Below are 14060 nucleotides of genomic sequence, written 5' to 3'. Positions count from 1 at the left end.
ACTACTTCAGGGTTCAGCGAGTTACGTTTTCGCCAGAGAGCAACGCCATCACGGCTTCAGCTACGGCTTTGGGCGATTGAGGGTTTTGGCCGGTGACAAGCCTTCCATCCGTGATGGCAAATGACGTGAATGGCAGCCAGCCCTTGCGGTATCGCGCACCCTGGCTCACCAACTTATCCTCAAGGAAGAAGGGAACCTGGCTTTTCATGCCGGAGAACAGCTCTTCGCGATCAGAGAAGCCGGTGATGTTCTTGCCCTTGATGATCAACTGGCCTTGTTCATCCTTCAGATCCAACAGACCCGCTACGCCATGGCAGACGGCCGAGACGATGCCACCTTGGTTGTAGATGTGTTCGGCGACACGCCGCAGGTCGGGATTATTGGGGAAGTCCCACATCACTCCATGGCCCCCGGTGAAGTAGATGACGCCGAACTGGGACGGATCGATATCGGCGATCGGCAGCGTGCTTTGCAGGCGAGCGCGAAAGGCAGGGGACTGCAAATGCTCTCGGGCGGCCTTGTCCATGTACAGCCAACCTAGGCTGCGCTCATCCAGTGGCACCGCTCCGCCTTTGGGACTGGCAAAAACTGTGCTGTAGCCAGCCGCCTCCACTACATCGGTGAAATGCGTTAGCTCAGTCAGCCACAACCCCGTGGTATCGGTTCGCGATGGATAGCTGGCGTGATTGGTCAGAATCACCAGAATTTGGCGATTCTTGGCAGTCATTGTGGAAGGGGCGGTATCAGCATTTGCAAATGTCATCAAAGCGCTACCTATCAATACCAACGCATAAGAAACAAAGGTCTTGAGCATCATCCGGGTTCCATCAATCAAGCAGGTCAGCGCATCCTCACCTTAAACCTCGCTTTAAGGTCAATCCCCACCACTGCAAATAATTTCCACCGGCAGTTGCTCACTTCCGCTTGACCCTCAACCTGACTTTAACGCTAGCGTCTGACACTGATTGGGCAAGGCAATAACGCACGTCATCAATACCGTCAGGAGCAATGCATGGGTCAGCAAGACAACCTGGATATGTTCAAATGGATGATCTATGGCGCCAATGGCTACACCGGCGAGTTGATCGCTCGTGATGCTGTAAAGCGTGGACTTAAACCTGTGCTGGCGGGACGCAACCGTGACAAGGTCGAAGCCCTGGGTCGGGAGCTGGGCGTTGAAACCCGAGTGTTCGGACTGGACGATGAAGTGCGGTTGCTGGCTCAGATCAAAGGCCATGGCTTGGTTCTGAATTGCGCAGGGCCGTTTTCAGCGACCGCCACCCCTATGATGGAAGCCTGCTTGCGCGCCAATGCGCACTACCTGGACATCACCGGCGAAATTGCCGTATTTGAGCACGCCCAGTCCTTGAGTGAACGGGCGCGCGCGGCGGGTGTGGTCATTTGCCCCGGCGTCGGCTTTGATGTGGTGCCGACTGACTGTGTCGCCGCTGCATTGAAAAACGCACTGCCGGATGCAACGCATCTGGCGCTGGGGTTTGATTCGCGCTCGAGCTTTTCACCCGGTACTGCCAAAACTTCGATTGAAGGCATGGCGCAGGGCGGCAAGGTTCGTCGTGACGGCAAAATCGTCTCAGTACCGCTGGCGTATCGGGTACGGCGTATCGACTTTGGCGCCGGAGAGAAATTGGCCATGACCATTCCTTGGGGCGACGTTTCCACAGCTTGGCATACCACTGGTATTGCCAATATCGAAGTGTTTATTCCAGGCTCTGCGGGGATGATTCGCGGCGCCAGATTCGCCAATTTCATTCGTCCACTGTTGGGTTTGTCCTTCGTGCAGAGCCTGCTGAAGGCGCGCATCGGCAAGACAGTAGTCGGCCCGGATCAGGAAAAGCGTGCCGATCAAGGCACCTATGTATGGGGTGAGGCTAGAAACGCTCGCGGCGAATGCAAAGTCGCACGCGTGCACACCGCAAACGTCTACAGTCTGACGGTCAACGCAGCCTTGGCTGTGGTCGACTACCTGCTACAGATGCGCCCAGCTGGCGGCGCCTACACACCCGCTCGGTTGTTGGGCGCCCATATGGTGACGCGCTTGCCAGGGTCTGGCGCGTTGAACATCGACTGACCTTGAAAAGGTATTGACCTTAAAGTTTACTTCAAGCTTAAGGTGGCCTCATCTCCAGTTGAGGACTGCTCGATGAATGTGTTCAACACCCTGATGCTTCCCAACGGTTCGACCATCAAGAACCGAATCGCCAAAGCCGCCATGGAAGAGAACATGGCGGATGCTGACCAGGCACCCTCCGAAGAACTCATGCGTCTCTATCAAGCATGGGCCGACGGTGGTGCAGGCCTGATTATCACCGGCAACGTGATGGTCGACGGCCGCGCCATGACCGGGCCGGGTGGCGTGGTGTTGCAGGACGATCAGCAACTGGACAAGTTCAAGCGCTGGGCGCGTATTGGGCGATCTAGCGGTGCGCAGTTCTGGTTGCAGATCAATCACCCAGGTCGGCAGATGCAGTCCAATCTTGGGCAAAAAACCTGGGCACCGTCAGCCGTGCCGCTGGAACTGGGTAAAATGTCCAAGCGTTTTGCCACGCCTCACGCGATGACCGCTGGCGTGATCGAAGAAGTCATTCAGCGCTTTGCCAACACCGCACGTCTGGGCGAACAAGCCGGATTCACCGGCGTGCAAATCCACGCTGCCCATGGCTATTTGTTGAGCCAGTTCCTTTCGCCGTTGACCAACCAAAGGACGGACGAGTGGGGTGGCTCTCTAGAAAACCGGGCACGCCTGTTGCTCGAAATCGTCAAGGCCGTCAGGGCTGTGGTTTCTGCGGATTTTGCAGTGGCGGTCAAACTCAACTCCGCCGATTTCCAGCGCGGAGGATTCACCGCCGATGATGCGAAAAAGGTAGTTGAGTTGCTCAACGACCTGGGCGTGGACATGGTGGAGTTGTCGGGAGGCAGCTACGAAGTACCCGCCATGCAGGGTGACGCGCGCGATGGTCGCACCCTCGCTCGCGAAGCTTATTTCCTTGAGTTCGCCCGTGATCTCCAAACCGTCGCCCAAATGCCGGTGATGGTCACCGGCGGTATACGTCGCCGGCCGGTGGCCGAAAGCGTCGTGCAGAGTGGTGTGGACATGGTGGGCATCGGAACGGCGTTAGCCATCGATCCGCACTTGCCTCGTGATTGGTTGCAGGGCAAAGAGAATGCCCCTCAATTGCCGCCGATCACCTGGAAAAACAAAGCCATCGCATCCTTGGCGAACATGGCAGTAGTGAAGTTTCAATTGCGCAAACTCAGCCGGGCTAAAAAGCCCGATCCGAGCGTTTCACCGTTGCGCGCGCTGATCCTGCAACAGCTCTTCATGGCCTTTCGCACTCGCCAGTACCGGAAATGGATTGAAACGTCTGCGCATTACAACGGCCTGGGAGACGCAAGATGACCGTCGCTGTAGAAGACTCCCCAGTTATCGACATCGCCAATACGCTCGATCAACAAAGAAGGGCATTTCTTAACGACGGGCCACCCAGCCTCAAACGACGCAGGGCCAACCTGATCAAATTGCGCGCGGTGGTGCTCGCTCACAGGCGTGAAGTAGAGGATGCGATCAGTACTGATTTCGGCAATCGCTCCAGGCATGAAACCGACATCATGGAACTGCTTGGCGTGGTTCAGTCCATTGACTACTTGTTACGACACCTGCGCCGTTTCATGAAGCCCGAACGTCGTCATGTCGCGGCGTTTCATCGCGCCGGCCGCGCCTATGTGGAGTACCAGCCTAAAGGTGTGATTGGAGTCATGGCACCTTGGAACTACCCGTTCTCCCTAACCTTCATCCCATTGGCAACTGCGCTCGCGGCTGGCAACCGGGTGATGATCAAACCCTCCGAGCTTACGCCACGCACCAGCGAATTGATTCAGCGCATGCTGGCGAGCTGCTTTTCTGCCGATGAGGTAGCAGTGGTACTCGGCGGCCCTGAGACAGGCGCCTATTTCAGCAGCCTTCCGTTCGATCACCTGCTGTTCACCGGCAGCACTCAGGTAGGTCGAATGGTAATGCGCGCCGCCAGTGACAATCTGGTACCGCTGACCCTTGAACTGGGCGGCAAGAGCCCCGTGGTCTTGGCGCCAGGCCATACAGGGCGTAGCGCATTGGAAAGCATCGTCTTCGGCAAATTATCCAATGCTGGTCAGACCTGCGTTGCACCGGACTACGCCCTGGTTCATGAAGACGACCTGGGCGAGTTCATCACCCGATACCGCGACGCTGTTGCCCGTACTTATCCGCAAGGCCCAGCAAGTCCCGATTACACCTCGATCATCAGCGACAGGCATTACATGCGGTTGCATACGCTCATCAAAGACGCGCGCGCAAAGGGAGCAGACGTGATTGAGGTAGGAGTGACCCCAGAGCGTGCGACGGAGCGACCGCGGACATTGGCTCCGGTGTTGATCGTGGGAGCCGCAGACGATGCATTGGTCATGCAGGAAGAAATCTTCGGCCCACTGCTACCGGTTCGCACCTACCGCTCTCTCGACGAAGTAATTGACTACATCAACGCCAGGCCGCGTCCACTAGCGCTTTACTATTTCGGCAATATGGATGCCGACAGCGAGGCTGTGCTCAAGCGCACCACATCCGGGAATGTCGGCATCAACAACACTCTGCTGCACGTTGCTGTGGATGATCTACCATTCGGCGGCGTAGGGCCGAGCGGTATGGGGGCCTACCACGGTATCGAGGGGTTTCGCGCCATGAGCCATGCCAAGGGAGTATTCGTCCAGGGTCGCTGGAGCCTACCTAGCCTGCTCAGAGCACCTTTCGGCAAACTGGCTAAATTCGCCATAGCAATCACGCTTCGGGCGCGGCCATAACTCCGAGTCGAGCGGTCGAGGAAGTACACCAGCGCCAAGCTGTTTCAGTCCGTTGGCAGACAAGCTCCGCGACGAGGCATCTGGGGCATCGTGGGCAACAACACGCCAGTGTGCTTCATTCGTGATCAGATAAAGCGCACTTTTGGCTGATTTTTGCCTGTCACGAAGGGCCGCTTCTGGCCGATTGCTGCCCTGCACGAAGGGCCGCTATGGGTCGATTGCGGTCAGTCGCGACGGTCTGCTTTCGACCCTTAGCTGCCATTGGCGAATAGCAGTACCGTAAGAGCACATTGTTGAAGGAACGGTTAGGACCAACTAAAGGGCGTAACACGGCATTGTGCTGATCACCGTTAGCGTGCTGGATATCCGAGCGCCTGGAGTCAGTTGGCGGCAGTGATATAGCAAAGAACGTGTTCGTGCGGGTGGACTGATCTTATCGGCTAGTATCGGCCCTTGCAGGTCTGGCTTGCCCGCCAAGCAGAAATTCCGCCGGCGGGCACGGACTTCGCTCGTGTTCGCTGCATGCCAGCGCCATCAAGGGGCGCGCAAGCTGCTTTCGTGAGCCGATTAGCTGGCACTGGCTTGCCTACGGTCAACGAATACCGAGCTTGCAACTGACAGAAGCCACGTTGAAACGTACCTCGTATTGCCGGTATGCGTCTGGCGCAATATGTCGGGGCCGTTGGCCACGGTCTACCGTTCGGTCATAGTTGAGCAGCACATTACACGTAACCCAGTCGTCAATTGGAATGCCGTTGCGCAGTTTCGCCTGTTCAACCGCATTCTCCATGACCACCGGAACTCGGAATGGCTGGGGAACCACGGCCACGTGCACCCCACCCCCATTTCCTGCAAACTTCAAAGTTATGGTGTAAGAACCATCGCGCTCAAGCTGGGTGCTCGTGGACGTACGCGTGGCAAATTGCTGCGTGGTCGCCAACTGCCCCAGGGTTTGTCCCTTTAATTTCTCCCAGTATTCATTGTTCGGATTGTATGCGTCATAGGCAGGCGCCGCTCGATCGTAGGGCTGACCCGCCTGTTTTAGGGCCAGTTGACGTTGATAATAACGATCCCGGCAGCCGACATTGTCAGACTCACTCAGTGGACGGCCAGATTTGGCGCTGTAAAGCAGCGCGGAGGCACAAGTGAAGTCATAGCGACCGTTGAAGTACAGGTAAACGCCACCCCCCGCCGCGCTCTTTTTCGCCAACAGGTCCAGTTCGCCACCACTCGCAGCAGCAAAATTACCTGGGACCACAGCAGCGGGCATCAACGAGGCCAGCGAGTTGGCCGTGTCATCAGAGAAGCGAATCCTGGTTTTGCCATCCGGCATACGCTCGGTGGTCACGCAGCCAGTCATGGTCAATGCGGCCACGATTGGCAAAAGGGGTTTGAGCTTGATCATTCAGCGTCCTTACTTGAAAAACCGTCCACTGGCCATCGTAGGGTGCCAAGCGCGGTATATTGCGTGAAAAACGGCCAGTCTTATAACAAGAATCGGGTGCATTACAAAGCACCTGGTGTTGGCTGCCCTGTGCCACCCACCATCCGACGCAATGGGTGGGGTAGCGACGGTCGCCATAAGTCAGCTTGCTCCGCCATCATCAATTCATCTTGGGCAACCACTGCTCTATGGCAGTCAATCGTGCGCCTGCATCTCAAATATGAATCACTTTTATTAGTGTTCGTGGGCTCGAAAGCTGGGAACAGAGATTTTCATCTTCCGCGGGTTCCTCAAGTGACGAGAGTCCACTATGGGTCGATAGCGGACTGTAAGAGGAAGGGTACTTGTGACGAATAATCGAAATCACATCACAGAGGTACTCAGCTTCCGGTGGCTGTCGACTGCCTCAACCTCCGACTCAATCCAGGCGTCATACCAGTAACACGCTTGAACGCCCGACTGAACGCTGCTTGAGACGTATAGCCCAAACGCTGCGCGACCTCTTCAATTGGCACCCTTTCTAGCGTCAGCCACTGGCTGGCAAGCCGCATTCGCACTTCGGTGACGTAGCGCAGCGGGGTCATGCCAATCGTCAATTGAAAACGCTCGGCGAAGACCGAGCGGGACGTACTGCATTGCTCTGCCAATAGCTCGACGGTCCAGTCGCGGCCCGGTTGTTGGTGCAGCGCCAGGAGTGCACCTGCTAGCCGCGGATCGCGCAGGGCGGCAACCAGGCCGGATGCGTTGCCACAGGCGCACTCGACCCAACCTCGAACGACCATGGCGGCGACCACGTCGGCCAATCGCGCGAGGATGCCGGCGAAGCCGACGCGTGCGGCGCTGACCTCGCGCTCCATGGTGTTGAGAATAGGCACCAGCCCAGGGTAACGCTGGCCGCCGGTATCAATCAGCATCAAGCCCGGCATCAGCTTGCCTAGGCCATGGAGGCTGGCGAATTCGAACTCCATGCACCCACTGAACAAAATCGTGGTTGGCAAGGGGCCAGCATCGGTTCTGGTGTCTACCGCGCTGACGGCGTCGCCGAGAGGCTCGCCGTCCAGAAGGTCAATTCTCTGCACGGGCACGTGCGTATGTGAGAGCAATTGATGGGCAGCGCCATGGGAGATGAAGACGGCGTTACCGGCGGACAGCGCATAGGTTGTCCCGTCTTCCAAGCGCAGCACCGCTTCGCCGACAGCCAGGAAGTGGAACCAGGCATGCCCGGGTTTAGCAGCGAAGCCCAAGCCGAACGTCGGACCCGCTTGGATACGCCGGTAGTCGACACCGCGCAGGCGCATGCCCCGCAACAGCTCGTTTATGAGATCGGAAGAGAGGGCAAATTGGTCTGTCGGCATTATTCAGGTGTTTTGATCAATAAACTGATTTTTTTGATCATAGATCATCCTGACTCTCGCGCCTAGACTACGGGTCGCAATTGAATATTGGGAGATCCATGCAATGACTGACCTTGTGTGCAATGCCGTACCCGACAGCCGCCCGGGCGCCGGGGCGGATGCAGAACCTGCAACCCCCGCGTGGATGGCTGTATTCTCGTTGGCCATGGGCGTGTTTGGCTTGCTGACCGCTGAGTACCTTCCGGCCAGCCTGTTGACGCCGATGGCGACCGAGTTGGGGGTATCCGAAGCGCTGGCTGGCCAAGCGGTAACGGTGACAGCCGTGGTGGCGCTTTTCGCCGGCCTATTGGTACCTGGCCTGACTCGCAGCATTGATCGTCGCTGGGTGTTGCTGGGTTTTTCTACGTTGATGATCGCTTCCAATTTGTTGGTTGCCGTTTCCTCTAGTTTCGCGGTGCTTTTGTTGATGCGTATCTTGTTAGGTATCGCGCTTGGCGGGTTTTGGAGCATGGCGGCGGCGGTGGCGATGCGGTTGGTGCCGGAGGCTTTGTTGCCGCGAGCGCTCTCGATCATTTTCAGTGGCATCGCCATAGGAACGGTGGTTGCGGTTCCGCTGGGTAGTTATCTGGGCGGGCTATATGGCTGGCGCAGTGCGTTCTTCGCTGCAGCGACGGTGGGGGGGGTGACCCTGGCTTTCCAGTCACTCACGCTGCCGAGCCTTGCGCCGCGTCAGCCGGCACGCCTGCGCACGGTACTTGAAGTGTTGCAGCGCCCAGGGATTGCTATGGGCATGTTCGGTTGTGTGCTGGTGCACAGCTCCCACTTCGCGATGTTCACGTACGTTCGGCCATTTCTCGAAGGTACGACTGGCATTGGCCCGCAGGGGCTGTCGCTGATGTTGCTGGGTTTTGGAGTGGCGAACTTTGTCGGCACATTGGTGGCCGGGTGGATGCTTACTCGTCACCCATTGGCCACCCTGGTGTTGATGCCCGCGCTGGTGGGCGTTGCTGCGCTGGCGCTGGTCCTGTTGCCGGCGTCGGTGCCAGGGCAGGCCGTACTGCTGGCGATCTGGGGCTTGGCCTTTGGGGGTGTGCCGGTGGCGTGGTCGAACTGGGTCGCCAGTGCGGTCCCTGACCAGGCGGAAAGCGCCGGGGGCATGGTGGTAGCGTCTGTACAGTCGGCCATCGCCACAGGCGCAGCCGCTGGTGGGGCAATGCTCAGCCTCGGAGGCACCGCAGGTGTATTCGTGGCGGCGGCCGTGCTGATGCTGCTGGCCGCGTTGCTGATTGCACTGCGTGTGCGAGTTCCTTCGGTAGATGGTGCTGTGCTGAAACGCTCGGCACTCCACTAATGATTTAGCTCTCCAAGCGGCGCTGATCCGCTTAATCAGGAACTGTTATGCGACCGCTTTGAGTCGCAATCAGATACTCGGAGACCTTACGGCGCTTTAATTAACGCTACAGAAAGCGCACCCGTCGGTTTGCTGCTCCGAGTCAGTGACCCTTCTGGAAAGGCTCACTGCGGTTATTCTTAGACCATGATATGCAGCGCGTTATCAGCCCGAAGAGCTGCGTCAAGTCTGACTCTCAGCTTTTGTCTGACGACGAGTCCCTCTTCTGTTAAGTCTGATAACTGCGGGGTATGGTCGCCTTTCAAATGCCTGAAAAGCTCATGTTAGATGGGTTCTGGCGATTTAGAGCTCTTAGCATTTAATTGGCATGGTAAAAATTCCTACAACTCTATCAGAAGTTTCTCTGCTTGATTCGGCTTGTGCATCTTGGAGGTGTCGCTATTATCAGGAGTGTCGCAATAACGCGACATTTATACGGAGATTCAAAAAATGAAAACTATCAAAATGGAATCTGTAAAACTTGCCAACATGGCTCACCTGGTCAAGAAGGCTCAGTAAGCCTTAGCCGATAAACGCTAAAGCGCAGTGCCGGCCTGCGCTCTAGCTAAAGGAGTGTATATGATCAGCCAAGATTGCTTTTTCATTGTGGTAGATGACTTTCTGGTTTGTTGGGACTTCAAGCGGCATAAGCAGTATCAGCTATCAGTTGAGCACGCAAAACGCTTAGTAAATCTAATTTATAAGAATGACGGTGAAGGAGCAGTCGGTACTATTGATGACGACTTTAAATGTTGTAAGGTATTGGCAGAGTCTGAGGGTGATGGCAGTGTTTGGGGTTGGGATGTTCTCTCTAGGATTTTTCATGTTGGTACTAAGAATGTCATCTTGGAAAACCAACCTACTAACGAGCACGAATGGGCGGCTCAATACCTTGAGCACTGCAATAGTGTTTTGGATAAATCATTGCCTGCTGAGGTGGGGCAGGCAATCATGGGAGGTATCTCACTGCCAAGTTCGAGCTGTGCGAATGTATTAGATTATGTTTTAAGGCGGAGGGCAACTGCTAGGGATTTTCATGCATCACCGATTTCTCTGGTGGATTTGAGCGAACTTCTGCACCTTACTTTAGGTTTTGATGATCATCGTGTGCTTTCTAAAGGGGAAGGAGGGGTTGAGAACTATTCTAGGCGTCGGAGTAGCCCATCAGTGGGTGGCCTAAATGCTACAGAAGGCTATGTATACGTGAATAACGTTACAGGGCTTGCGCCTGGTGTTTACTACTACGATCCTCATCGGCACAACTTACATTGGCGGAGCGAGTTAGAGTTGCTAGGTGACTTGCTCGGTGGGCAACATTTTTCAAATGATATACCTGTGGGGCTTTTTTTAACTTCCCGATTCGACAAGTTGTGGTGGAAATATGAACATTCGCGTGCCTACCGAGTAGCCTTAATAGAGATCGGGCATGTGTCACAGACTTTCCAACTGGCGGCGACTGCTCGCGGAATGAATACTTGGCTAACCGGTGCACTAAATGAATGCCGTATTGAGCCACTCCTGAGGCTTGAAAATCCTAATGAGCAGGTGCTGTTTTTTGTAGGCTGTGGCTATAGCAATGGCTCGGCTACGCCTAGCTGCTTAAAGTCTTTAATAGATTAAGCGCGGTTGAGGTGCGTCATGAAAAATAGACCTAATCGTAGTAGCGCTGTTTTTCGAAACTGGCACTTATCCAGTTCTGTACGCTCGCGCCCATATGCCTATGGCTTTTCATCAGCTGATTTTTCCCAAGCTGAACCTGAACTATGGTTTCCTGTTGTGCTTAGCCCGGCCCTGTCTCATGAGTCGTCAGAGAGCCTGTCAAAGCCAGAGCTGTTGAGAGCGCATCTCTACCATTTAGTATATTTTATGGATTACACAACGGCGCTCGAAATGACTCATGTTAATCAAGCCATAAACTGTATGGTGAGTGGTGATTTAGAAAGATATTTTGATGAGGGTGAGCGCCGTACTGCTTTGAAGCTCTATGCGGATGAGGGATACCATGCGCTGTTCTCAAGGGAGATCGCAGACCAGGTGGCAAGCCACTTTGGTTTGTTGCGAATGAAATCTGCCAGACTAGAAAGATTAGATCAGGTAGTGAGGGAGAGCCCGTTAGAGTTCAGGTGTTTAACCAGATTTTGTATCGCATTCGTGTCTGAAACTTTGATAACTCATGAGTTATATAAGCTGTCTCGTGAGTCTCTTGTTACGCCTGTCGCGCATATGCTTAGTGATCACCTGCACGATGAAGGGCGTCATGCGATATTTTTTTCCGATTGTTTTGCTCGTTTGTGGTCGCAAATTGCTATACGTGAAAAAGACTATATAGTGCAAGTGATAATTCAGGTGCTGGCTGTATTCGGTCGGCCCGATATAATATTTCTGCACTTGGTTTTTAAAAGTCGGCCTGATATTGGAGTGAAAGTTGCTGATGGCCTAGAGGCTAATTGGGTAAAGCGAATGCCCGAGATTTCTGAAATGACGCTTCGAGCAATTCAGGCTACGGATTTACTAGATGATGAGATCTATTTTTCGAAATTCAACGCTGCGGGATTGGTTTTTTGAAGCGGGCTATGGGCTCGGCCAATAATTTTTTTCACTTGATTTTATTGGTTATGTTGTGTCTCTTAGGCGTGTTTCCGTTGGATGTGATCCTTCCATCATTTCCCGCGCTAGCGGATGAGTATCGCGTCGAACCGAAGTATATAGCTTATTCCGTGAGTTTTTTCGCCTTTGGTGTTGCTTTGTCGCAGCTGGTGATAGGCCCATTGTCGGATGTGATGGGGCGTAAAAATTTGTTGCTAGCTGGCCTGGGGATATCCATTCTGGGAGCGGTCGGCTGTATTTTTTCTACAACTTATGAGACATTCATAACGTTCCGCCTAGTACAGGCTGTTGGTTGTGGTAGTTTCGTTTTAGGTCAGGCCCTGGTGCAGGATCTATATGTGGGTAAACGGCGCAACGCCATGCGTATTCTCTTGACGAGCGCAAGTGGGCTGTTTATCTCGTTATCACCAATTGCAGGGGCCTTTATCCAACAGTCTTTTGGTTGGGAAGGTGGTTTTACAGTGTTCGTAGTTATTGCGGTTATTGTTTCATTTCTGTCATGGGTGCTGTTGAACGACACATCAATACTCTGTAGGCGTGCGCTATGCTTACGCATCTTTATTATAATGTTGAGTGACTCGAAATATCTTGCGAATTCAATGCTTTCAGGTCTTGCATTTTCCTGTCACTTTTCCTTTATTGTGATCGCGCCTTTGTTACTAATGGACCTAGTCGGTCTGACGTCTTATCAGTTTTCGATTGTATTTATCGCTTATGGGCTGGCGTACGTAGCCGGAGGAGCAGGTGCGGCTTTCTTGAATAGACGTGTCAGCCCGCAAGCTCAAATCAGAATGGGGTTCATGCTTATCGGCGCTGCGGGAATCATGATTTTGTTTTGGGAGAGAGTGGCAGGGTTAACGGTAGCGGGAATTATGTTGCCGATGATCATATGCACTACCGGGACAATTTTGGTGCGCCCGGCTGCCACTACTCAAGCCTTGGCTCGTTACCCTGAGCAGGCAGGTGCAGCCGCATCACTGAATATGACATTGCTATTCGCAAGTGGCGGCTTTGCTGGCAGTCTCATTGCATCTGGCCAGAGTGCGCTTCCGATGAGCTTGGGGCTGTTGTTCTTGGCCTGCACAGTAAGCGCATGGCTACTGCTTTTATGCATCAAGGGCGATGAGGTGCAGCATTGTTAATCGGTTGATCAAGCCCAAAAGCCAAACAGCACCAACGCCGCCACACCCAGCCCAAGCGCAATCGAACACCCACCCAACGACAGTGCCGCCCGGCCTTGCCGGTACCAACCGTCATGGCCCAGCTGCCGTGCTGGGGCCAGCAGGCTGCGCCAGCGCAGCTCCGTATCGTGAAACGCTTGCAAGTTAGCCTGATCCGCATCCAGCCAACGGCGAAAGTCGATTCGCTCGCAGGCGGTCACCTGGGGGCTCTGTAACCGCACATACCATTGCCCGGCAACACTCGCCAACACATCGCGGCGGGAGCGGCCTGCTTGCAATGCCTGGTCCATATGCCGCTCGATGCTCGCCAAGGGCAAATCGAGCCGGGCAGCAATGCTGGCAAAGTCCAGTTGCTCGAGGCGGTTGAGCAGGAACACTTGCTGAACACGCCGAGGCAGCCGTTTCAAGCCGTGCAACAGTTCATTGTCGGCATCGTGCTCTGTAGTAGGGGATTCGTGCTCAAGGGGCAGCAGCAGACGGGTCATGGACAGCTCCTTGCTCAAAGGGGGAGGGATGGGGGCATCTTCCTTGATGCGTAATCAGCGTAGTGGAAACGAGATTGATTCTCAAGTGCTGATTCCGCAAAGTTTTGTAATGAGCGTTCACGGTCTGACACACTTTTGCTATCATGCCGGCCATTCACGATCTTCATTAGCCTGAAGAGCCAAAAAAAAGACCCGGCAAAAAGCCGGGTCAAAAACCGTGATTAGCCTGATGAGGAGATAATCTGAGAGCGACCTAAGCTCCAGGTTATCCAGCAGATCTCGCGATCAGCTGAGTGCAATAATAATCGTTATCATTTGCCAGTCAAATGATATTTCGCTAATTCGGTAAAAAAGTTTTACCGATGCGCTTCCTTGTCCCGGCAATCGGGGCCATTGCCGTTACACGGCCATCACGTCTCTCCCTTCTTTTTTTACCTACAGACCCGTCTGCACGGTGCGTTTGTGCTCCAGCAGTGCGCGTGCCATGTCCATCATGTGCATCAAGGCGAAGGTCAGTTCGCGCTGCGTGCCGTGCTGGTGCACGGCGGTTTCTTGTGCGGTGGCGGCGGCGCAGCGGAGCAGGGCAATGGCGTGCTCCTGGGCTTGGTCACCGGTTACGCCTTCGTGCAGGGTCCAGATTTTGTTCTCGATGGTGGGGCGTGGCGGGTTGGGGTTGAGGTAGTAGTCGAGGGCGCGGCGGGCCGCTTCGCTGTCGAGATCTGTTTCTTCGTTTTTCGGTGGTTTCAT

General features: G+C 54.7%; 12 protein-coding genes. 7 read left to right on the top strand and 5 right to left on the bottom strand.

Annotated features, from left to right (window positions below; all coding sequences use genetic code 11):
• Positions 1-13: 13 nt before the first annotated feature.
• Positions 14-817, bottom strand: a complete 804-nt coding sequence (locus ACMCNM_RS21110) for a type 1 glutamine amidotransferase domain-containing protein (protein ID WP_412765347.1) — start codon at positions 815-817, stop codon at positions 14-16.
• A 195-nt stretch (positions 818-1012) separates the two neighbouring features.
• Here ACMCNM_RS21110 and ACMCNM_RS21105 point away from each other — a divergent pair, with 195 nt between their 5' ends.
• From ACMCNM_RS21105 to ACMCNM_RS21095, 3 genes are all read left to right on the top strand, one after another.
• Entirely contained in the window at positions 1013-2089 is a 1077-nt protein-coding gene (locus ACMCNM_RS21105) for a saccharopine dehydrogenase family protein (RefSeq protein ID WP_412765346.1), read from the top strand.
• Positions 2090-2161: 72 nt separating this feature from the next.
• Complete coding sequence (locus ACMCNM_RS21100) at positions 2162-3418, top strand: NADH:flavin oxidoreductase/NADH oxidase family protein (RefSeq protein WP_412765345.1); 1257 nt, start codon at positions 2162-2164, stop codon at positions 3416-3418.
• Positions 3415-4851 carry a coniferyl aldehyde dehydrogenase gene (locus ACMCNM_RS21095; RefSeq protein WP_412765344.1) on the top strand — a complete coding sequence of 479 codons (1437 nt, stop codon included), beginning with the start codon at positions 3415-3417 and terminating at the stop codon, positions 4849-4851. The genes ACMCNM_RS21100 and ACMCNM_RS21095 overlap by 4 nt, the downstream gene beginning before the upstream one ends.
• 592 nt (positions 4852-5443) lie before the next feature.
• Here ACMCNM_RS21095 and ACMCNM_RS21090 read toward each other — a convergent pair.
• The gene (locus tag ACMCNM_RS21090) at positions 5444-6256 is read right to left on the bottom strand and encodes a hypothetical protein (protein ID WP_274885995.1); all 813 of its coding nucleotides are present in this window, start codon (positions 6254-6256) and stop codon (positions 5444-5446) included.
• A gap of 419 nt (positions 6257-6675) precedes the next feature.
• Positions 6676-7650 (bottom strand): AraC family transcriptional regulator, encoded by a 975-nt coding sequence (locus ACMCNM_RS21085; RefSeq protein WP_412765343.1) that lies wholly within the window; start codon positions 7648-7650, stop codon positions 6676-6678.
• Positions 7651-7753: 103 nt separating this feature from the next.
• On the opposite strand from ACMCNM_RS21085, the gene ACMCNM_RS21080 reads away from it, so the two are divergent.
• The 4 genes from ACMCNM_RS21080 (at position 7754) to ACMCNM_RS21065 (ending at position 12789) form a co-directional block, all read left to right on the top strand.
• Positions 7754-9001, top strand: a complete 1248-nt coding sequence (locus ACMCNM_RS21080; protein ID WP_274885993.1) for an MFS transporter — start codon at positions 7754-7756, stop codon at positions 8999-9001.
• Between the two features lie 618 nt (positions 9002-9619).
• Positions 9620-10660 (top strand): SagB family peptide dehydrogenase, encoded by a 1041-nt coding sequence (locus ACMCNM_RS21075; RefSeq protein ID WP_412765342.1) that lies wholly within the window; start codon positions 9620-9622, stop codon positions 10658-10660.
• A gap of 18 nt (positions 10661-10678) precedes the next feature.
• Positions 10679-11605, top strand: coding sequence for a diiron oxygenase (locus tag ACMCNM_RS21070; RefSeq protein ID WP_412765341.1), 927 nt, complete (start codon positions 10679-10681; stop codon positions 11603-11605).
• Positions 11602-12789, top strand: a complete 1188-nt coding sequence (locus ACMCNM_RS21065; RefSeq protein ID WP_412765340.1) for an MFS transporter — start codon at positions 11602-11604, stop codon at positions 12787-12789. The genes ACMCNM_RS21070 and ACMCNM_RS21065 overlap by 4 nt, the downstream gene beginning before the upstream one ends.
• Positions 12790-12797: 8 nt before the next feature.
• Here the strand turns inward: ACMCNM_RS21065 and ACMCNM_RS21060 are convergent, their stop codons facing one another.
• Complete coding sequence (locus ACMCNM_RS21060) at positions 12798-13313, bottom strand: DUF4880 domain-containing protein (protein ID WP_412765339.1); 516 nt, start codon at positions 13311-13313, stop codon at positions 12798-12800.
• A 435-nt stretch (positions 13314-13748) separates the two neighbouring features.
• Entirely contained in the window at positions 13749-14060 is a 312-nt protein-coding gene (locus tag ACMCNM_RS21055) for a DUF6124 family protein (protein WP_027592789.1), read from the bottom strand.

This window comes from Pseudomonas sp. NGC7, assembly GCF_047159675.1.
GTDB classification, from domain to species: domain Bacteria; phylum Pseudomonadota; class Gammaproteobacteria; order Pseudomonadales; family Pseudomonadaceae; genus Aquipseudomonas; species Aquipseudomonas kermanshahensis.
The sequence above is the reverse complement of the archived record's forward strand: the minus strand, read 5'-3'. Positions and strand labels throughout refer to the sequence as shown.

Bases quoted from the DNA above. Each gene is read 5' to 3' on its own strand.
- ACMCNM_RS21110 (WP_412765347.1), bottom strand. From the start codon at position 817: ATGATGCTCAAGACCTTTGTTTCTTATGCGTTGGTATTGATAGGTAGC.
- ACMCNM_RS21105 (WP_412765346.1), top strand. From the start codon at position 1,013: ATGGGTCAGCAAGACAACCTGGATATGTTCAAATGGATGATCTATGGC.
- ACMCNM_RS21100 (WP_412765345.1), top strand. From the start codon at position 2,162: ATGAATGTGTTCAACACCCTGATGCTTCCCAACGGTTCGACCATCAAG.
- ACMCNM_RS21095 (WP_412765344.1), top strand. From the start codon at position 3,415: ATGACCGTCGCTGTAGAAGACTCCCCAGTTATCGACATCGCCAATACG.
- ACMCNM_RS21090 (WP_274885995.1), bottom strand. From the start codon at position 6,256: ATGATCAAGCTCAAACCCCTTTTGCCAATCGTGGCCGCATTGACCATG.
- ACMCNM_RS21085 (WP_412765343.1), bottom strand. From the start codon at position 7,650: ATGCCGACAGACCAATTTGCCCTCTCTTCCGATCTCATAAACGAGCTG.
- ACMCNM_RS21080 (WP_274885993.1), top strand. From the start codon at position 7,754: ATGACTGACCTTGTGTGCAATGCCGTACCCGACAGCCGCCCGGGCGCC.
- ACMCNM_RS21075 (WP_412765342.1), top strand. From the start codon at position 9,620: ATGATCAGCCAAGATTGCTTTTTCATTGTGGTAGATGACTTTCTGGTT.
- ACMCNM_RS21070 (WP_412765341.1), top strand. From the start codon at position 10,679: ATGAAAAATAGACCTAATCGTAGTAGCGCTGTTTTTCGAAACTGGCAC.
- ACMCNM_RS21060 (WP_412765339.1), bottom strand. From the start codon at position 13,313: ATGACCCGTCTGCTGCTGCCCCTTGAGCACGAATCCCCTACTACAGAG.
- ACMCNM_RS21055 (WP_027592789.1), bottom strand. From the start codon at position 14,060: ATGAAACCACCGAAAAACGAAGAAACAGATCTCGACAGCGAAGCGGCC.